This is a genomic window from Streptomyces violens (assembly GCF_000717745.1).
GTDB classification, from domain to species: Bacteria; Actinomycetota; Actinomycetes; order Streptomycetales; family Streptomycetaceae; genus Streptomyces; species Streptomyces violens.
The window spans coordinates 1-19,085 of the sequence record NZ_JOBH01000018.1; the positions used below are offsets into that span (position 1 = coordinate 1).

Genomic DNA, 19,085 nt, shown 5'->3' on the forward strand with positions numbered 1-19,085 from the left:
CCCCCCCGCCCCCCACCCCTCCTCCCCCCGATGTCTTGTCTTCGCTTGTCCCTCGCCGAGGTCTCTTGCTCACCAAGGCAGAGGCCCGCCGTGTCCCTCGCGTCCCTCTGGGCCCCGGTCAGGCCCTATATCGGGCCCCCGGCCGGGCCCTGCTCCGCCGCGGCGCCTGCCGGTGAACTCGTTGCGACCGCCGTCCGGCTCGTACGGTGGCACGTTCTTACCAGGCTGGTAGTGCGGCCCCTGGCGTATGTGGCGGCACACGATCGCAAAGTCCGTCGCAGCCAGTGCCGCCACGACCGCACAGCCGGCGGCCCAACCGGGACGATCGACCACCACGAAGACGGCCACGCCGAACGCCGCCCATATCAGCCCCCACAGCGCCAGAGCGCGCCGCGTTTTCAGCAGACTCCGTGCCTGCAAGGGCTCATTGCCCGTACGCATCACCACTCACCACGCATCTCCGCCTTGGTTCATCGGATCGGAAGTTCGGAAGTGGAAGTTCGGAGGAGTCTGGTGCCCGTCGTCACCGACGTGACCGTCACTCTCTGTCTCTCGCCTCTGGCTGTTTCGTGTCCGTCTCCTGTTCGCCTCCGGTCGTTTCGATGTCGATGGGGTGCAGGGCTCGGCGTAAGTGCTGGCGGGGCCGCCGCACGCATTACGCCATTGCGTGCTGACCTGGGTTTCCTGTCTACCCGAGCGGATTTCTCTTCCTTAAGGATCCTCCGGTTCGGTCCGCTCGTCACGCCCCTCGGTCGGCCTGTGGATAACTTTGGAGGGCTGGCGCAAACGCGATACTCGGAGGCTGCGTCGTTACCGTCCGTGGTGCATGAGCATGCGTGAGCGCATCCCCGGCGGGGTGGCTGTTGATCCACGACAGTCGGCCGAGATCGAGTCGCTTCCTCGCCCTGGTGATCGCCACATACGCCAGCCGCGCCTCGTCGAGGTCGACCGGGCCCGGCAGTGGTTCTCCGTCTTCACCGGTCTCCTCCAGCTCGTCCGGTTCCGTGAAGTCGGCTGCGATGCGCACGCTCGGCCACTCGCGGCCCTTCGCTCGATGGGCGGTCGAGACCGTGATTTCGGCTCGGTCCTCGCTCGAAAGGCATCCCAGTGCGCGGAGGACGCTCTCCGCGCTGTGTTCGTCGAGGAGCTCGACGAGTGGCAGGAGGTCTCGGCCCGACGGGTCGGCGGTGGCGTACTCCCGCAGCTCTTCCCAGGATTCGAAGAGAGTCAGTTCTGGATGGGCGGTCCGGTTGCCGCGCTGAAGTTCGTACGCGGCCCGGGCCAGGGCTGTCAGGGAGTCGCCGCCACCTGCCAGGGCCACTCTGCGCCCCTCCGACAGCAGTCTTATGACTTCCGCCATCGCGCCCGCATTGGACCGGCAGAGCACGGCATCGGGGCGGGGAACAGGCCCCAGCTCGGTGTCGAGCAGTGGCGAGCCGATGAGCCGGACAGGAGCGTCGACGATCGCCAGCCATCGATTCGCCGCTGCCGCGAGCGCTGGCCCGAACCGGAACGACTGGGAGAGCGTGAGCTGCCTGCCGCGGAAACCGGTCATCACGTCGCGTGCGCCCCGCCAGCCGTAGATCGCCTGTGCCGAGTCACCGACGAGCACCAGTTGAGCGTGCGCACGCTGAGCAGTGAAGACCTGCTCGACCACGGGGTTGGTGTCCTGGGCTTCGTCGAGGAGCAGGAAGTCGGTCTGGATGACCGGTGCGCTCAGTGCCCACATCTTGAGGTAGTGATCGTGCTCGAAGCGGACGGCGCCATGGTCGGGGTCCTGAAGGTCGGCCCAGGCCTTGTGGGCGTACGGGAGGACGGCGTGCGCCAGCTGGCTGTGCAACGGGTCGGACTCGGCGCCGCGCAGGCGAGGCACATGGGCAGCGGTCAGTACGGGGTCGGCGGAGCGGCAGAACTCGGTGACAGTGCGCAGGACTGTGTAGGAAAGGGCTTTGCTGCTCAGCGTTCGTGTGCCGATACGGAGCCGGTAGTCGGTGTCGATGCCCAGGGCGGAGCCGGTCCGCCAGCCTGCCTGACGGGGTGCGTTCATCCGTCGCTGGAACCGGTGACCCACGGCCGCGTATGCCAGGGAATGGGCCGTACTGCACGTCACGTGTGCGGGGAAGCGTCGGGCGGCCTCCTGCGCGATGGCCTTGTTGAACGCGAGGTAGCGGCCGGGGCGGCGCGTGCTGCGGGCCAGTATCGCCAAGGTCGTCGTCTTGCCTGTGCCCGCGCCGGCCTGGAGTACGAGGTGGTCGCCCGCATGGAAGGCGTCGGCGGCGGCCAGTTGCTCAGAGGTGGGGGCGTGCGGAGTACGAGGCGCGGGTCCGTCCGGGTCGTCACGGTGGTGTGTGTCGGGTGGGCGGCTTCGGGTGCGTGGTGTGTGGGGAGCGCGCCTGGGCGTGGCGGAGGACGCGGATGTTGTCGGTGTCGTGGTGGGGAGAAGGGGCTGGTCAGTCATGGGGGCTCCTTTGGAATGTCTTGGACTGATGGGATTCGGTAAGGCCGGGGACGGCTCGGCGGCTTGCTCAGCACGCACCCGCAGTCACGTTGAGTCACTGACGGTTGGACAGTAGCGGATCGCTGGGCTTGGCGGGCAAGAAATTCCTGACCAGCGGTTTTGCCTGTGGATAACTGGCTTGCTGATCGTTCCGGCGGGATTGTCAGTGCCGTCTGCTTCCATGGTTTTTACGCAGGGTCGCGGCTCCGCGGCAGCGGCCGCACCGCGGGCGGAGATGGGGAGGGGGAGCTGATGGAGGCGACCGTAGACTCACGAGTCGGAGTACGACACGAACGGAACGGCATGGCGAGACGGCGGGAGATGAGCGCGCAGGAGGCGACCGGGCCGACCCGGTCGACCGGCGCCGCGCCGTCCGGGCCGTTCCCCGACGGTGGTGCGGGCCTGTCCACGGCGTCGCACGAGGTGATCCGCCACGCGGCGGTGTTTCTGCCGGCCGAGCTGCCGCGTGCCGGGAAGATCGCCTTCTGGAGCCCGGACGGCGAGCCGCTGCCCGCGCCCCTGGGAGCGGCGGAAGCCACGGAGCTGAAGGTCGTGCGGCGGCACGGGAACTCGGTCCGCAGCCGTACGGTTTCCGCGCTCGAACTGACCGTCGCTGAGGCTGTGCCGCTGCTCGTTCGCGCCCGCCATGATCCGACGGCGCATCCGGCCACCGCATGTTGGGGCGCGGCCGCCTTGCAGGCGCTTCACTTGGTGTCGCGGGGCCGTATGCTTCCGGGCCTCACCGCCGACGACGCGGACGCCTGGCGCGCCGGGCCGCTGGACGCCGAGGACGCCGCGCAGCTCCGGGCGATCGCCGCCGCCATGCCCGCCGAGGCCCATGCCGTCCCTGTGCCCGGCAGCAATCCCCTGCAACTGCATGCGCCGAACGCCCTGGTGCGCGCCTTCATCGATGCCGTCGTCGATGTCCTGCCACGCACGCCGGCTGCGGTGCATGTGGCGGGCGCCCCGTTCGCCGCGACTGTTGCGCAGCGGTTGCCCGGAGCGCGGGACTGGGCGGCAGAGGTCGCTGCGGGCGTGGACAGCGGTGTACGGATCTCGCTGCGGCTGGACCTGTCGGCACACGAGCTGTTCGACATGTCGGCGGATGAGGAGACGGAGAGCGAGGCCGCAGAGGAGACGGGGCACGGCAGCGCAGGCGAGTACGAGACGAGTGGCAGGGCCGGGGCCGCGGCGGCGGTGCTGCAGGTCAGCCATCTCACCGACCCGACGCTGGTCGCGGACGCGCGGGAGCTGTGGGACGGGGAAGCGCCCGACGGTTTCGGGCCGCGCGCGCGGGTGGACGCGCTGCTCGCGTTGCGCAGGGCGGCCCGCGTCTGGCCGCCGCTCGGCCGGCTGCTGGACCGCCCCGTCCCCGATGTACTGCCCCTCGACGAAGAAGAGCTGTACGAGCTGCTGGGCGATGCCGCGCCGCGCCTGAAGGCGGCGGGGGTCGCCGTTCACTGGCCCAAGGAGCTGGCCCGGGGCCTGACCACCACCGCTGTTGTGCGGCCGGCACCCGGTTCTGCGGCGGACGGGTTCGGCTTCTTCGATGCCGAGCGACTGCTGCGCTTCGAATGGCAGATGGCACTCGGCGGCTCCCCGTTGAGCGACGCGGAGATGAACGTACTGGCAGAGGCGCACCGTCCCCTCGTACGGCTGCGCGACCAGTGGGTGCTCGTGGACCCCGCCCTCGTACGCAAGGCCCGCAAGAGGGAGCTGGGATACCTCGACCCCACTGAGGCGCTCGCCGTGACGCTGGCCGGTGAGACCGAGGTCGAGGGGGAGCGCGTCGACGTCGTACCGCTCGGAGCGCTCGCCCATCTCCGTACACGCCTCACCACCGATGCCGCGCCGCTGGAGAAGCCCCCGGGTCTCCACGCCACCCTTCGGGACTACCAGCTCCGCGGGCTGGCCTGGCTGGACCGCATGACCGCACTCGGGCTCGGCGGCTGTCTCGCCGACGACATGGGCCTGGGCAAGACCGTCACCACCATCGCGCTGCACCTCCACCGCGACCACCCCGACCCCACCCTCGTGGTCTGTCCGGCCTCGCTGCTCGGGAACTGGCAGCGGGAGATCGAGCGGTTCGCCCCCGGTGTCCCTGTGCGGCGCTTCCACGGCACCGGGCGCAGTCTGGAGGACCTGAACGGCGGCTTCGTCCTCACCACGTACGGCACGATGCGCAGCAGCGCGAAGAGGCTGGCCGAGTGTTCGTGGGGGCTGGTCGTCGCCGATGAGGCGCAGCATGTGAAGAATCCGCAGTCCACGACGGCCAAGGCGCTGCGCACGATCAAGGCGCCCGCGCGGGTCGCCCTCACCGGCACACCCGTGGAGAACAACCTCTCCGAGCTGTGGGCCCTGCTCGACTGGACGACACCCGGACTGCTCGGGCCGCTCAAGACCTTCCGGGCCCTGCACGCCCGCGACATCGAAGGCGGCGAGGTGCCCGGCGCCGCGGAACGCCTCGCGCGGCTCGTACGGCCCTTCATCCTGCGGCGGAAGAAGTCCGAGCCCGGCATCGCGCCCGAGCTGCCCCCGAAGACGGAGACCGACCACCCGGTGCCGCTCGGCCGCGAGCAGGTGGCGCTGTACGAAGCGGCCGTCCGCGAGACGCTCGCCCGTATCGAGGCGGCTGACGGCATGGCGCGGCGCGGTCTGGTGATGAAGCTGCTCACGGTGCTCAAACAGATCTGCAACCACCCGGCGCAGTACCTCAAGGAGGCCGCGCCCGGCCTCACCGCGCGCTCCGGGAAGCTCGAACTGCTCGACGAACTGCTGGACACGATCCTCGCGGAGGACGGCGCGGCGCTGGTCTTCACGCAGTACGTGGAGATGGCGCGCCTTCTCGAGGAGCATCTCAGGGCCCGCGGCGTACCCACTCAGCTGCTGCACGGCGGGACACCGGTCGCACAGCGGGAGGCGATGGTCGACCGTTTCCAGGCGGGCGAAGTACCGGTGTTCCTACTGTCGTTGAAGGCGGCGGGTACGGGGCTGAACCTCACCCGCGCCGGCCATGTGATCCATTACGACCGCTGGTGGAATCCGGCCGTGGAGGAGCAGGCGACCGACCGGGCATACCGGATCGGACAGACGCAGCCCGTCCAGGTGCACCGACTGGTCACGGAGGGGACGGTGGAGGACCGGATCGCCGAACTGCTCGCCGCCAAGCGTTCCTTGGCCGAGGCCGTGCTCACCGGGGGCGAGGCGGCCCTGACCGAACTCACGGATGCGGAACTCTCCGACCTCGTCACGCTGAGGAGGTCGGCATGAGCAGCGATGAGCAGTACCCGAGTGAGCGCCGGGGTGACGGCGAGCAGGGGGCGGCGGCCGCAGGTGAGGGACTGGAGCGGGTCCGCCGGGAGTTGGAGCGCGGCCGGGCCATCGCGCGGGCGCGGGAGGCCGCTGCGGAGGCCAGCCGTGAGCGGGACGCGGAGGATGCGCTGGGGGATGCGGCGCGTGCGGGGGAGGGGGCTGGACGCGATGCGGACGGGGATGCGGGCGCGGGCGCGCCTGGCAGCGTGCAGCGGGCCGCCGAAGCCGAGGAATCTGGGGCTGGAGCCGGGTACGGGGCCGGGCGGCGAAGTGAGGCGGCCGAGCGTGCGCGGCAGGCTGTGCGGCGTACGGGGCAGGGGCCCGGGCGTGCCGTTCGGGAGCCGGAAGAGCACCGTCAGCCCGCTCCGCAGCCGGCTGACGCGGCGCTCGACAACGGACCGTCGGCGGGCGCGGCCGGTGACGGCGAGGAAAGCCGGAACCAGGGGGCGGAGCGTGCCCGGCAGGCGTTGAAGCGGGCGGCCGGAGAAGCGAGGCGCGCCCGGGTGCGGGCCTCCCAGAAGCAGCCGGTCCAGAAGCGGGCGCCCCAGGGGCAGGCATCTCCGGCACAGGTGTCCCCGGTGATGGACGAGGACGCGGGGGCAGCCAACGAGGGCGCGGGGCAGGGGGCTGTGCGCCGGAGTGAGGCTGCGGAGCGGGCTCGCCAAGCGGTGTCACGCGCGGGGCAGGAGAAGGCCCGCGGCGGTGAGGCGCGGGAGGACGAGAAGCCAGCCGGCAGGAAGCCCACCGACAGGAAGCCCACCGACAGGAAGCCCGCAGGCAGGAAGCCCGTTGGCGATGCGGCTGCGGCTGCGGCTGCGGCTGCGACTTCGGCTGTCGCTGCGTCTCCGACCGCGTCCGGAGGTGGCGACGGACCCGAGGCGGCGAGTCGTGGGGCAGGGCGGGCCCGGGTGTTCCCCGCGGTAGCGACCGGTGGCGGGGACGGTGAGGAGTTCGCCGAGACCTGGTGGGGGCGGGCATGGCTCGATGCGCTGGAGAGCACGGCGCTCGACACGGCGCGGCTCGCGCGCGGTCGGGCCTACGCGAGCGGCGGGCACGTCGGCCGGATCACCGTGGCCCCGGGGCGTATCTCCGCGCCGGTGACGGGCAGCCGGCCGTATCCGTACCGGGCCGAGCTCCGGTTGCGGCCCTTCACGGACGCGGCGTGGGAAGCGTTCCTCGACGGTGTCGCCGCCCGGCCCGCCCACCTGGCGGCCCTGCTGGGCAGGACGGTGCCGCAGGCCCTGGCGGAGCGGCAGGACGAGTTGGGCGTGCGGCTGCTGCCGGGCCCCGGCGATCTCGTACCGCGCTGTTCGTGTCCCGACCGCGGGCATCCGTGCAAGCATGCCGCGGCGCTCTGCTTCCAGGCCGCCCGGCTTCTGGACGCCGACCCGTTCGTGCTGCTCCTCATGCGCGGACGCGGCGAGCGGGAGCTGCTCGACGACCTCTCGCGGCGCAACGCCACCCACAGCGCCCACTCCGAACGGGCGGCCCGCGCGGCGCTCCCCGGAGTACCGGCCCGCGCAGCACTCCAAGTACGGGACCGTCCGCCGCTGCCACCACCGCTGCCCGTCCCGGCCCACCCCGGGCGGCCCCTGGTGCTGCCGACGGCCGACGACCCGGCCATCGACCCGGCCGCCATCGAACTGCTGGCCGCCGATGCCGCCGCCCGGGCCCGCGCCTGCCTGGCCGGCGCTGAGGCAGTGCCCGTCCCATCCGGTGAAGCGTCCACCGAGGACGCGGCCTCGCCGTTCCCCGCCCGTACCCTCTGGGAGGACGCGATCCGGCTGGTCGCCGGGGCGCACCCCACCTCGGGGCTGACCGCCAGCACGAGGGAGATCTACCGCGGCGTCGCCGAGGCCACCGACCGTCCGGTGAGCGACGTCGCGCGTGCCGTGGCCGCCTGGCGGCAGGGCGGGCCGGAAGGTCTCCGCCTTCTGGAGTCGACGTGGGACCCGCCGGCCGGTGACTTCGACCGTGCCCGCAGTGCCCTGTCGGCCGCCGACCTTCCCTCGCTGCGGCCCCGGCACAACCACCTCACGGACGCCGGCCGCGGCATACAGCTGCGCTTCGGGCGCGACGGCCGCTGGTATCCGTACGAATCCGATCCCGGGACGGAGGACTGGTGGCCCACCGGACGCGCCGACGCCGACCCCGTGGGCGCTCTCACCCCGCTGCTCGCGACGGAGTAGACGACTCGGCAGACGACCAAACCAAGTAGACGACTGACGCGACTGAAGAGACGACCGAAGAGAGTCACCCCGTGGAAGGTCTCGACACACTCACCAACGCTCTCGCGAGGCGCACGCCTGAACAGCTCGCCGCGCTCCTCGCCCGGCATGCCGAGCCCCTCTCGCGCCGCCCCGCGCCGGCCCGGCTCCGTGAACTGGCCGCGTCCCTGTGGTCGTACGAAACGCTGCACCAGGTAGTGCTGGGGCTCGACCGGCCGTCCCTCCAGGTGCTGGCCGCGACCGCCCGGATAAGCCAGGAGCGCGCCCGGGAGGCCGCGCACGGGCCGGCCGCCCCCGATCCGGGCGCCGGCTATCAGTCCCTCATGGCCCACAGCCTGGCCTTTCCGGATCTGGCGGCGGAGCCGGTGCCGGTGGCGGACGTGTACGCGGCGTTCGGTGGGGAACGGGACGCTGTCGGGGCGGCGTTGGAGGCGCTGTACGAGGCGGGGCTCGCCGCGCCGACGGAGGACGGCCGGGTGGTCGTACCGCCGCGTACGGCGCAGCTGATCGGTGGTCATGACCTCGGCGCGTTCGAGCCCGAGCCCTTGCCGAGTACGCATACCCGTACGGGTACAGACGCAGGTAACGGACCGGTCGAGGAGCGGGCCCTGACGGCCGAGTCGCAGGCGGCGGCGTCCGCCCTCGCCGGAGCCCTGGAGCGGCTGCTCGCCACGCTGGCGGTACAGCCCGCGGCGCTGCGCAAGTCCGGTGGGCCCGCCGTACGCGAGATCAGGCGGCTGGCGAAGGCGGCCGGCACCTCCGAGCCCCGTACCCGGCTCCTGCTCGACCTCGCGCTGGCGGCCGACCTGATCGCCCTGAGCCGTACGCCCACCGGCACCGTCGCGCTGCCCACCAGCGGGTACGACGACTGGCTCGCGCTGCCGCCCGGTGAACGGCTGCTGCCGGTCCTCACCGCGTGGGCCCGGCACTGGGCGATCGCGACGTGGACGCCGTTCGGGGAGACCCCGACGGCCCTGGAGCGCGGGGACGACCGCCGTGCGCCCGCCCTGCGCCACGGCCTCCTCGCCGCCCTCGCCACCAGCACGAACACGGCCACCGGTGGCCGTGCCGCGCCCGGACCCGGCGTCCCGATCCCGCCCCCGGACGCGGCGTCGCTGGAGGCGCTGCGGCCCCTGGTGGCGATCGCCGGCTGGCACCGCCCGCTGGCCGTCGCCGACGAGCCGATGATCCTCGAACGCGCCGCCCACACACTGGATGAGGCCGCCTTCCTGGGCCTCGTCGCCTACGGGACTCTCACGCCCGTCGGCCAGGCCCTCCTTCGTGCGGAGAGGGACGCCGATCCGGACCCGTTGCGCGCGGCACTGCGTACGCTGCTGTCCCCGCCGCTCGAACAGGCCCTGTTCCAGGGTGATCTGACGGCCATCGTGCCGGGGCCGCCCTCGGCCGAGCTGTCCGCGCTGCTCGAGCTCACCGCCGACCGCGAGTCCGACGACAGCGCCACCGCTTGGCGGTTCAGCGGCGCCTCCATCCGCCGGGCACTGGACGCGGGCCGCACCGCTGACACGCTGATCGACGACCTCACCGCGGCGTCCGCCACGGGGCCGCTGCCGCATCCGCTGACGTACCTGATCAAGGACACGGCGCGTACGCACGGGCGCATACGGGTCGTGCGCGCCGGCTGCTGCATCCGTTCCGACGATGCCGCGCTCGTCCATGAGCTGACCGCCCACCGGGCGCTGCGTGACCTCGGGCTGCGGGCGATCGCGCCGACCGTGCTCGTCAGCGCGCAGGAGCCGGGCCCCACCCTGGATGCCCTGCGTGCGGCCGGTTACGCCCCGGCCCTCGAAGCCGAGACCGGTACGACCGTCGTCGAACGCACGGCTGCGCACCGGAGCCGGGCCCCGCTCCGGAAGCCCACCGATCACCTTGCCCTGGCCCGGCGCCTCCTGGACGGCTGAGGCGTCTCTTGGCGGACTGAGGCGTCTCTTGGAGGGCTGAGGGGAGGAAGCCCGCCGGCCGGCTGTCCGTGCGGCCGGAGAGCCTCCCGCTTCATGATCAACTACACGGCGCCGGAGGTCAACGACGCGCAGGGGCGGCCCCCTGTCGGCCCACGTACGAAGCCGGGGCGGCAGAATGACGGCGTGCGGCTCGAAGCGATCACCTGGGAACGGCTGACCGATGCGCTCGCCGAGGAGGTGGCGGGCACGACGGCACAGGACGGCAGTCCCTGGCTGCGGGTGGGCATCGACGCGGCCCCCGCCGCCCGCCCCGGGGAGCTGGCTGGGCGGCTCGCCGAAGCGCTGCGGCTGCGCGGCCGTTTCGTACAGAAGAGCGGCACGTACGGGTTTCTGCGGCCCGCGTCGCTGCGTCTGGAGTACGGGCGCCACGATCCGGACGCGTACTACGACGAGTGGTTCGACCGGCAGGCGCTGTGGCGGGAGGTGTTCAACCCGCTGGAGGCCGGGGGCAGTGGCCGGGTGCTCCCGGACCTGTGGGATCCGGAGCGGGACCGGGCGACGCGCAGCCCGTATGTCGCGCTGCCGCCCGGCGGCGTGCTGATCCTGCACGGGCCGTTGCTGCTCGGGCAGTGGTTCCCGTTCGACCTCACCGTGCACCTCGGGCTGTCGCCGGGCGCACTGGAGCGGCGCACGGAGGCGGGCGAGCGGTGGACGCTGCCGGCGTTCGCGCGGTACGAGGTGGAGGTGGGCCCCAGGGAGGCCGCAGACGTCGTCGTACGGGCCGATGATCCGAACCGCCCGGCGTGGAGCGGCATCGGCCAGGGCCGGTAGGGCGGCTGGTCAGGGTGCTGACGGGCCCTCATCGGACCTTGATCCACTGCCCGTTACCGTGAGGCCATGGCAATCGACGAAGTGGGCGAACAGGTGGCGGCGCTGCCGGGCAGCACCGGAGCGACGGCGACCGTGGAGGCGCGGCCGCGGACGGTCGGCGCGGTCCGGACGGTGTACGCGCCGGACCCCGACGGCGACCCGGACCCCGGCGAGATCGTGTGGACCTGGGTGCCGTACGAGGAGAACGACGGGCGCGGCAAGGACCGGCCCGTGCTGGTCGTCGCCCGCGAGCGGACGGGCACGCTGCTCGCCGTGCAGCTGTCCAGCAAGCGGCACGACGACCGGGAGTGGGTGGCGATCGGCTCCGGGCCCTGGGACCGCGCCGGGCGCCCCTCGTGGATCGCCCTCGACCGGGTGCTGCGGGTGCATCCGGACGGGATGCGGCGGGAAGCCTGCGCGCTGGACCGGGGCCGCTTCAATCTGGTCGTGAACCGGCTGCGGGAGCGGTACGGCTGGCGCTGAGCCCCCGCGCGTATGGAGATCAGCCGCCGTCCGCCACGGCCAGGATCTTGTTGACGGTGTTCCAGTTGCGGGCGGTGGCCGTGACGCCCAGCTTCAGGCTCGCCGCCGTGACGGCCGCGGCGAGCCTCGAACGCCCGACGCCCTCCGGGCACCAGAGGTAGAGGTCGCGGCCGAGCAGCCGGAAGGTGTCCGGCGCGTACCCGGCCGGGTCCAGGGCGTCCAGCGGGGCCGTGTCGGCGGGCGGCTCCGACAGAAACGTGACGTGCAGCGTCTTGGGCTCCGCCACCGCCTCCGGGAACGGGTTGGCCGCGAGGGTGGCGGCGATCTCGTCGCGGGTGCGGACCAGGACCGGTACGGAGAAGCCCAGCGCGGCCGCGAAACCGGCCTCCAGGGCGCGCGCGGTCTCCTCCGGAGGGACGCCGGGGTCGGCGAAGACGATGTTGCCGGTCTGGAGGAGGACGGTGACGTCCTGGAAGCCCAGCTCCGCCATCAGCGCGCGCTGCCGCGCCACGGGGAACTTGTGGTGCCCTCCGACGTTGATGCCGCGGAGCAGGGCGACCTGACGGGACATGCGCGGGACCTTTCAGAAGAGCGGCTGCGGCAACACGCCTTCGAGGGCCAGGAGCTGCCGCTTGGTCTCCAGGCCGCCGCCGAAGCCGCCGAGCCCGCCGCCGCTCTCGACGACGCGGTGGCACGGCACGACGACCGGCAGCGGATTGGAGCCCATGGCGGCGCCCACCGCGCGGGCGGCGCCCGGCTCGCCGACCCGGTCGGCCAGGTCCTGATAGCCGACGACCGTGCCGTACGGCACGCCGGCGGCCAGCTCGCGCAGCACCCGCTCGTTGAAGCCCGAGGACAGCGACCAGTCCAGCGGAACCGTGAAGTCCCGCAGCTCACCGGCGAAGTACGCGACGAGCTCGGTGACGGCCGTGTCCACCGCCGGTATCGCGGCGACCGGCTCGGCACCGAACGCGCCGCGCAGCCGGGCGAGCGACCTGGTCCGGGCCCTGTCGTCGGCGTGGAAGACGACCAGGGCCAGGCCCGCGTCGGTGCCCGCGAGCAGGAGCGGGCCGATGGGGGTCTCCAGCATGCGCCAGGCCCAGTCGCGCGGCGGCCTCTCGCGCTCCTCGGAAATCGTCTGCTCCTCGGAAATGGTCACGGCTTCAGCCTAGGACCCCCCACTGACAATCGCCGTGGAGAGAAACCGGCGAAGCCGTGAGCACCTCCGGGGTGCGGCGGATTACGCGGCCGGGATCAGGTACCCGGAGTTCTTCAGGGCGTTCCTCACGACGTCCGGGGTGTTGGTGATGATGCCGTCGACGCCCCAGCTCGCGACCTTCTTGGCCGTGGCCGCGTCGTTGACGGTCCAGGTGTAGACCTCCAGCGGACGTCCGTGCGCGCCCTGGAACGCGTGCACGGCCGAGACGTACGCCATGTTGAGCGTCTTGTAGCTGGGATTGATCTGGTCCGTGAACTTCGCGTACTCGGGCAGGTCGGCGATGGCCGGAGTGCCCAGGAAGCCGGTCTTGATGTCCGGGCGCAGTTCGTGGACCTTCTTGACCGAGGCGGCGTTGAAGCTCTGGAGGATCAGCCGGTGCTTCACGTGCTGTCGGTCCAGCCAGCCCTCCTCCCGCAGCTTCCGCAGGATCTCCGCCTCGATACCGGGGTAGAGCTCGGGCGCCTTCAGCTCCATCAGCAGCTTCTGGTCATTACGGGTGACCGCGTCCATGTAGCGCTCGAGCGTGGGGACCCGCTCGCCCTTGAACTTCGCGTTGAACCAGCTCCCCGCGTCCAGCTTCTCGATCTCGCCGAGGGTGAAGTCGGAGATCTTCCACGGAGCCCGGCCGGGGTACACCTCCTCGACGTTGGTCGTGCGGTTGAGCGTCGTGTCGTGCATGACGATCAACTTGCCGTCCTTGGTGCGCTGGACGTCGTTCTCCACCCAGGTGACGCCCATACGGTCTGCGGCGTCGACGGCGGCGATGGTGTTCTCGGGGGCGTAGGCCGAGGCTCCTCTGTGCGCGACGGTGACCGGTCTGTTCGGGTGGTCCGCGGCCTGGGCGGCGGCGGTGGGGAGGCAGAGCGCCGTCAGCCCCACGAGCGCGCCGGCAGCGGCGGCTGGCCGAATGTGCATACGGACTCCTCGGATTGGACGTCGGCGGGGGGCGGTCGGCGGCAGGTTCCCAGCGGCGGTGTACTGGAAGATAGGTCAGAGATGGACATAAATTGAACGAGAAGTGTCGTGTGTTCCGGGTTTGGGACCGTACGGGGACGATTTGTGCGGCATGATCACGCAACGGAGTTTCTGGCCAAGGCCGGGGAAACCAGCGCTTGACCGCTGTTCCAGGGCGCCTGGTGGCAGATCGTCGCCTTTTGGGCGACGGGCGGCTTTGGCCGGTTCACCTCTTGCGTACGGTTGCGCCGCCACCGGTGAGTGCCGGAGGGGCGGCCAGGGGGAGCTCGGGGGAGCCGGTGGCCGTCCGGGCCGCACGGGCCGGAAGGGCTTCCTGACGCGGAAAGTGCCTCGTGACGGCGGGTGCGCGGACGCTTCCGCGGCGTCGGCGCCGGCGTTATGGACGCCGGTTGTCAGTGGTGGGTCGTACGGTGGGTTCCATGCGGCCCGTTTCCCAGATCGAACGCACGGTGGCGCCTTTCGAGGTCGTCAGCCCGTACCAGCCCAGTGGCGACCAGCCGGCGGCCATCGCCGAGCTGGAGCAGCGCATCCGCGGCGGTGAGAAGGACGTCGTCCTGCTGGGCGCGACCGGCACCGGCAAGTCGGCGACGACCGCGTGGATGATCGAGAAGCTGCAGCGCCCGACCCTCGTCATGGCGCCGAACAAGACCCTCGCGGCCCAGCTCGCCAACGAATTCCGCGAGCTCCTGCCGAACAACGCGGTCGAGTACTTCGTCTCGTACTACGACTACTACCAGCCCGAGGCGTATGTCCCGCAGTCCGACACGTACATCGAGAAGGACTCCTCGATCAACGAAGAGGTCGAGCGGCTGCGCCACTCCGCGACCAACTCGCTGCTCACCCGGCGGGACGTCATCGTGGTCTCCTCCGTGTCCTGCATCTACGGCCTGGGCACGCCCCAGGAGTACGTCGACCGGATGGTGCCCCTGAAGGTCGGCGAGGAGATCGACCGCGACCAGCTGCTGCGCCGCTTCGTGGACATCCAGTACGCGCGCAACGACATGGCGTTCACCCGCGGCACCTTCCGGGTGCGCGGCGACACCATCGAGATCTTCCCGGTCTACGAAGAGCTGGCCGTCCGCATCGAGATGTTCGGCGACGAGATCGAGGCGCTGTCGACGCTCCACCCGCTGACCGGCGAGGTCATCAGCGACGACCAGCAGCTGTACGTCTTCCCCGCGAGCCACTATGTGGCGGGCCCCGAGCGCATGGAGAAGGCGATCGCCGGCATCGAGGCCGAGCTCGCCGAGCAGCTCGCCACGATGGAGAAGCAGGGCAAGCTCCTGGAGGCCCAGCGGCTGCGGATGCGGACCACGTACGACATCGAGATGATGCGCCAGATCGGCACGTGCTCCGGCATCGAGAACTACTCGCTGCACATCGACGGCCGCGAGCGGGGCTCCGCGCCGAACACCCTCCTGGACTACTTCCCGGAGGACTTCCTCCTGGTCATCGACGAGTCGCACGTCACGGTGCCGCAGATCGGCGCGATGTACGAGGGCGACGCCTCCCGGAAGCGGACCCTGGTCGACCACGGCTTCCGGCTCCCGTCCGCGCTGGACAACCGCCCGCTGAAGTGGGAGGAGTTCCAGAAGCGGATCGGGCAGGCCGTCTACCTCTCCGCGACCCCCGGGCCGTACGAGCTCTCGCGCGGCGACGGCCACGTGGAGCAGATCATCCGCCCGACCGGCCTCGTCGACCCGGAGGTGGTCGTCAAGCCCACCGACGGGCAGATCGACGACCTGGTCCACGAGATCCGCACGCGCACCGAGAAGGACGAGCGCGTCCTGGTCACGACCCTCACCAAGAAGATGGCCGAGGACCTCACGGACTACTTCCTGGAGCTCGGCATCCAGGTGCGCTATCTGCACAGTGACGTGGACACGCTGCGCCGGGTGGAGCTGCTCCGTGAGCTGCGGGCAGGCGAGTACGACGTACTGGTCGGCATCAACCTCCTCCGAGAGGGACTGGACCTGCCCGAGGTCTCCCTGGTGGCGATCCTCGACGCCGACAAGGAGGGCTTCCTCCGGTCCGGCACGTCCTTGATCCAGACGATCGGCCGTGCGGCGCGCAACGTCTCCGGCCAGGTCCATATGTACGCGGACAAGGTCACCCCGGCGATGGCGAAGGCCATCGACGAGACCAACCGGCGCCGCGAGAAGCAGCTCGCGTACAACAAGGCGAACGGCATCGACCCGCAGCCGCTCCGCAAGAAGATCAACGACATCGTCGCGACGATCGCGCGCGAGGACGTCGACACGCAGGAGCTGCTGGGCACGGGGTACCGCAAGGCGGCCGACGGCAAGGACGCCAAGGGCAAGGCGCCGGTGCCGGCGCTGGGCGGCGCCGCCGAGAAGGCCGGCAAGGGCGCCAAGAAGGGCGCGAAGGGCAAGGCCGCGGAGGGTGTGCCGACGGACCGGCCCGCCGCCGAGCTGGCCGAGATGATCGAGGAGATGACGGACCGTATGCGGGCGGCCGCTGCGGAGCTCCAGTTCGAGGTCGCCGCCCGGCTGCGCGACGAGGTGAGCGAGCTGAAGAAGGAGCTGCGCCAGATGAGGGAGGCAGGGCTGAAGTAGGCGGGGAAGCGGGGAAAACGGTAGGCGTACGGGCGCGGCCCGTGCGCCTACCGACGCATTGAGAGGAAGGCGGACCTTTCCCTTTGCACCTGCTCTGACCAGTGCTTTTGCCTAACTCTTTACTTTTCCATGGCGTTCCTTTACGCTCATTTGTGCGGAGGGGAGTATTCCCGCCTGCGGCGTACCCGTCATCACGGATCGGTTGGAGATCCCGGGGCGCCGGCCCACTAAGCGTCGCGGAACAGTCCGCGATCTCGGGGCGGAAGAGACCTCCGGCAGCGACGACGCTGTGAGTGCCGTTACGAATCTGCCGGAGGAGCAGTGGACGTTTCCCTGAACCTGTGGGTGCTGACCATTCTTGGTCTGTGCGCCCTCATCGCCGCCGATTTCTTCATCGGCGGCCGCAAGCCGCACGACGTGAGCATCAAGGAAGCCGGTATCTGGACCGGTGTCTGGATCGCGCTCGCCGCCCTCTTCGGGCTCGGGCTCTTCCTCTTCGGCGGCGGACAGCCGGCCGGTGAGTTCTTCGCCGGCTTCATCACCGAGAAGTCGCTGAGCGTCGACAACCTCTTCGTCTTCGTCCTGATCATGGCGAAGTTCGCGGTGCCGTCGATATACCAGCAGCGGGTGCTGATGATCGGCGTACTGATAGCGCTCGTGCTGCGGGCCGTCTTCATCGGTGCCGGCGCGGCGATCATCGCCAACTTCTCCTGGGTCTTCTACATCTTCGGTGCCTTCCTCATCTGGACCGCCTGGAAGCTCATCCAGGAGGCGCGCGCCGAGGAGCAGGACGAGGAGTTCGAGGAGAACCGCTTCCTGAAGATGGTCGAGCGGCGCTTCCCGTCGACCGACAAGTACCACGGCACGAAGCTGTTCATCGTGGAGAACGGCAAGCGCCTGATGACGCCGATGCTGATCGTCATGCTGGCGATCGGCACCACCGACGTCCTCTTCGCGCTGGACTCGATCCCCGCGATCTTCGGTCTCACCCAGGACCCGTACATCGTCTTCACGGCCAACGCCTTCGCCCTGATGGGTCTGCGGCAGCTGTACTTCCTCATCGGCGGACTGCTGAAGAAGCTGGTCCACCTCTCGTACGGCCTGTCGGTCATCCTCGGCTTCATCGGCGTGAAGCTGGTGCTGCACGCGCTGCACGAGTCCGGGGTGCACGTCCCGGAGATCAGCATTCCGGTCTCGCTGGGCGTCATCTGCGCCGTGCTGGTCGTCACGACGATCACCAGCCTGCGCGCCTCGAAGAAGCAGGCGCAGGCCGAGGCCGCCGCTGAGGCGGAGGGCAAGGACAAGGACTCCATAGGCGCCTGACCGAGGCGCCGGAGCGGCACATAACAGTGCGCGGTGTGCGGGCCTCTCGCCCGTACACCGCGCACTGTCGTCGTTTCCGGTGGCTCTTACCAGCCGCGCTCGCGCCACTCCGCGAGGTGCGGGCGCTCGGCGCCGAGCGTGGTGTCCGCGCCGTGGCCCGGGTACACCCAGGTCTCGTCCGGCAGCTGCCCGAAGAGCTTGTTCTCGACGTCGTCGATCAGGCTGGCGAAGTCCTTCGCGTTGCCGCGGGTATTGCCGACCCCGCCGGGGAAGAGGCAGTCGCCCGTGAAGAGGTGCGGGTGGCCGTGCGGGTCGTCGTAGACCAGGGCGATGCTGCCGGGGGTGTGGCCGACCAGGTGGCGGGCGGTGAGCGTGACCCGTCCGACGCTGATGGTGTCGCCGTCCTCCACCAGGGCGTCCGTCGGTACGGGAATGCCCTCGGCGTCGTAGCGGCCGGCGAAGGTCCGTGCGCCGGTCCGCTCGACGACCTCGCCGAGCGCTCCCCAGTGGTCCTGGTGCTGGTGCGTGGTGACGACCGAGGTGATGCCGCTCTCGCCGATCAGCCCGAGGAGCGTGTCCGGCTCCGCGGCGGCGTCGATCAGCACCTGCGTATCGGTCGCGCGGCAGCGCAGCAGGTAGGCGTTGTTGTTCATCGGACCGACCGCGACCTTGGAGATCATCAGATCGGTCAGCTCGTGTACGTCGGCCGGTCCGCCGACCTTGACTGCTCCGGTGTACGCCATGCCCGCAGCCTACTGGCCGGGGTCCTGGAAGCAGCACGTCCGGGGCCTGTCGCGGCACCGGCCGACGCCCGGTCAGCGGTCCGGCAGCTCGGGCAGGGCGGCGCCGTCGGAGGTGGTGAGGCCGGCGCCCTTGGAGCGGCCGGTGAGCCAGCCGACGAGCGCGGCCGGGGAACCGCTGACGGTGAGCGGGGTGCCGTCGGCGCGGCCCGTCCGCCAGCTCCGCCCGTCATCGGTGCACAGCTCCAGTGCGGCGACGTCCGGGTGTCCCTTCAGCCGCTGCTCCGCGAGGAAGGCCAGCTCGGCGTCCACGTACTCCGTCGCCAGATGCTCGACCGTGTAGCCGACGCCGAGGTCCACGTGGTGCAGCTCGACCTCGGCGAGCCGGCGGAAGGGCAGCCGGCCGGCCCGCTCGACGACGCCGTTGCGCATCTCCACCTCGTACGACAGGCGCTCGGGCCCCAGGGCCGAGCAGGCCGTCTCCCAGCGCTCGGCGCTGGACCGCAGGTCTTCCAGGTGGGCGGCCAGCGGTCGGTCGGCGTCCCGCTCGATGTCGGCGTCGCGGGCCGCGGGCGTGGCGTACATGGGCGTGCGGATGCCCGTACGCGCCCACGCGAAGAGGTTGGCGAGCGCGTCGGCGTTACGGGCGAGGTGGGCGAGCACATGGCCGCGGGACCAGCCGGGCAGCAGGGACGGCTCCCCCACGGCCTCGTCGTCGAGCTTGGCCACGGAGACCAGCAGACGGTCGGTGGCGGCGTGGACGGCTGCCGCGTCGTACGCGAATTCCTGTGCGGTGTCGGTCATGGTCCGAAGCTAGCGCCACCGCCGTCACCGCGGGAGTCGGCGCACGTCGCCAGCCGGGAGCGCGCGAGGGTCGGGGCACGCGGCGGGGGAAGGGCCGGGCAGGTTCCGGTGTTGCAGAAGGGGTGCGGCAGGCCGCGCG

At 71.1% G+C, this 19,085-nt stretch carries 14 protein-coding genes; 7 read left to right on the top strand and 7 right to left on the bottom strand.

Features of this window, described 5'->3' with window-relative positions:
- Positions 1-69: 69 nt before the first annotated feature.
- A complete protein-coding gene (locus IF04_RS39965; protein WP_078600952.1) occupies positions 70-441 on the bottom strand; it encodes a DUF6343 family protein in 372 nt (123 codons plus the stop codon).
- Between the two features lie 298 nt (positions 442-739).
- Positions 740-2,284 carry a UvrD-helicase domain-containing protein gene (locus IF04_RS0129150; RefSeq protein ID WP_051831661.1) on the bottom strand — a complete coding sequence of 515 codons (1,545 nt, stop codon included), beginning with the start codon at positions 2,282-2,284 and terminating at the stop codon, positions 740-742.
- Between the two features lie 516 nt (positions 2,285-2,800).
- Here IF04_RS0129150 and IF04_RS0129155 point away from each other — a divergent pair.
- The 5 genes from IF04_RS0129155 to IF04_RS0129175 all read left to right on the top strand — a co-directional run bounded on the left by IF04_RS0129155 (position 2,801) and on the right by IF04_RS0129175 (position 11,309).
- The gene (locus IF04_RS0129155; RefSeq protein WP_030264386.1) at positions 2,801-5,767 is read left to right on the top strand and encodes a DEAD/DEAH box helicase; all 2,967 of its coding nucleotides are present in this window, start codon (positions 2,801-2,803) and stop codon (positions 5,765-5,767) included.
- Between the two features lie 950 nt (positions 5,768-6,717).
- Positions 6,718-7,998 (top strand): SWIM zinc finger family protein, encoded by a 1,281-nt coding sequence (locus tag IF04_RS0129160; RefSeq protein WP_051831650.1) that lies wholly within the window; start codon positions 6,718-6,720, stop codon positions 7,996-7,998.
- A gap of 71 nt (positions 7,999-8,069) precedes the next feature.
- Positions 8,070-9,956: a helicase-associated domain-containing protein gene (locus tag IF04_RS0129165; protein WP_037961152.1), complete on the top strand. Its 1,887-nt coding sequence runs from the start codon at positions 8,070-8,072 to the stop codon at positions 9,954-9,956.
- 183 nt (positions 9,957-10,139) lie between these two features.
- Positions 10,140-10,787 (top strand): nucleoside/nucleotide kinase family protein, encoded by a 648-nt coding sequence (locus tag IF04_RS0129170; RefSeq protein WP_030264395.1) that lies wholly within the window; start codon positions 10,140-10,142, stop codon positions 10,785-10,787.
- A gap of 66 nt (positions 10,788-10,853) precedes the next feature.
- A complete protein-coding gene (locus tag IF04_RS0129175; RefSeq protein WP_030264396.1) occupies positions 10,854-11,309 on the top strand; it encodes a type II toxin-antitoxin system PemK/MazF family toxin in 456 nt (151 codons plus the stop codon).
- 19 nt (positions 11,310-11,328) lie between these two features.
- On the opposite strand, the gene IF04_RS0129180 is transcribed toward IF04_RS0129175, so the two are convergent.
- The 3 genes from IF04_RS0129180 to IF04_RS0129190 all read right to left on the bottom strand — a co-directional run bounded on the left by IF04_RS0129180 (position 11,329) and on the right by IF04_RS0129190 (position 13,443).
- Positions 11,329-11,880, bottom strand: a complete 552-nt coding sequence (locus IF04_RS0129180; protein WP_030264398.1) for a DUF1697 domain-containing protein — start codon at positions 11,878-11,880, stop codon at positions 11,329-11,331.
- A gap of 12 nt (positions 11,881-11,892) precedes the next feature.
- Complete coding sequence (locus IF04_RS0129185) at positions 11,893-12,399, bottom strand: methylated-DNA--[protein]-cysteine S-methyltransferase (RefSeq protein ID WP_037961188.1); 507 nt, start codon at positions 12,397-12,399, stop codon at positions 11,893-11,895.
- Positions 12,400-12,549: 150 nt separating this feature from the next.
- The gene (locus tag IF04_RS0129190; protein ID WP_030264402.1) at positions 12,550-13,443 is read right to left on the bottom strand and encodes a glycerophosphodiester phosphodiesterase family protein; all 894 of its coding nucleotides are present in this window, start codon (positions 13,441-13,443) and stop codon (positions 12,550-12,552) included.
- Positions 13,444-13,922: 479 nt separating this feature from the next.
- Here IF04_RS0129190 and uvrB point away from each other — a divergent pair, with 479 nt between their 5' ends.
- A complete protein-coding gene (uvrB, locus tag IF04_RS0129195) occupies positions 13,923-16,079 on the top strand; it encodes an excinuclease ABC subunit UvrB (RefSeq protein WP_030264404.1) in 2,157 nt (718 codons plus the stop codon).
- A 321-nt stretch (positions 16,080-16,400) separates the two neighbouring features.
- Positions 16,401-17,402, top strand: coding sequence for a TerC family protein (locus IF04_RS0129200; RefSeq protein WP_030264406.1), 1,002 nt, complete (start codon positions 16,401-16,403; stop codon positions 17,400-17,402).
- 86 nt (positions 17,403-17,488) lie between these two features.
- Here IF04_RS0129200 and IF04_RS0129205 read toward each other — a convergent pair whose 3' ends face one another.
- Positions 17,489-18,145, bottom strand: coding sequence for an MBL fold metallo-hydrolase (locus IF04_RS0129205; RefSeq protein WP_030264408.1), 657 nt, complete (start codon positions 18,143-18,145; stop codon positions 17,489-17,491).
- 72 nt (positions 18,146-18,217) lie between these two features.
- On the bottom strand, positions 18,218-18,946 hold the full coding sequence (locus IF04_RS0129210) for a maleylpyruvate isomerase family mycothiol-dependent enzyme (protein WP_030264410.1): 729 nt from the start codon (positions 18,944-18,946) through the stop codon (positions 18,218-18,220).
- Between the last annotated feature and the right edge of the window lie 139 nt (positions 18,947-19,085).

What these genes read in the sequence shown, in the direction of transcription:
- IF04_RS39965 (WP_078600952.1), bottom strand. Translation starts at nt 441, where the DNA reads ATGCGTACGGGCAATGAGCCCTTGCAGGCACGGAGTCTGCTGAAAACG.
- IF04_RS0129155 (WP_030264386.1), top strand. Translation starts at nt 2,801, where the DNA reads ATGGCGAGACGGCGGGAGATGAGCGCGCAGGAGGCGACCGGGCCGACC.
- IF04_RS0129175 (WP_030264396.1), top strand. Translation starts at nt 10,854, where the DNA reads ATGGCAATCGACGAAGTGGGCGAACAGGTGGCGGCGCTGCCGGGCAGC.
- IF04_RS0129180 (WP_030264398.1), bottom strand. Translation starts at nt 11,880, where the DNA reads ATGTCCCGTCAGGTCGCCCTGCTCCGCGGCATCAACGTCGGAGGGCAC.
- IF04_RS0129185 (WP_037961188.1), bottom strand. Translation starts at nt 12,399, where the DNA reads ATGCTGGAGACCCCCATCGGCCCGCTCCTGCTCGCGGGCACCGACGCG.
- IF04_RS0129190 (WP_030264402.1), bottom strand. Translation starts at nt 13,443, where the DNA reads ATGCACATTCGGCCAGCCGCCGCTGCCGGCGCGCTCGTGGGGCTGACG.
- uvrB (WP_030264404.1), top strand. Translation starts at nt 13,923, where the DNA reads ATGCGGCCCGTTTCCCAGATCGAACGCACGGTGGCGCCTTTCGAGGTC.
- IF04_RS0129205 (WP_030264408.1), bottom strand. Translation starts at nt 18,145, where the DNA reads ATGGCGTACACCGGAGCAGTCAAGGTCGGCGGACCGGCCGACGTACAC.
- IF04_RS0129210 (WP_030264410.1), bottom strand. Translation starts at nt 18,946, where the DNA reads ATGACCGACACCGCACAGGAATTCGCGTACGACGCGGCAGCCGTCCAC.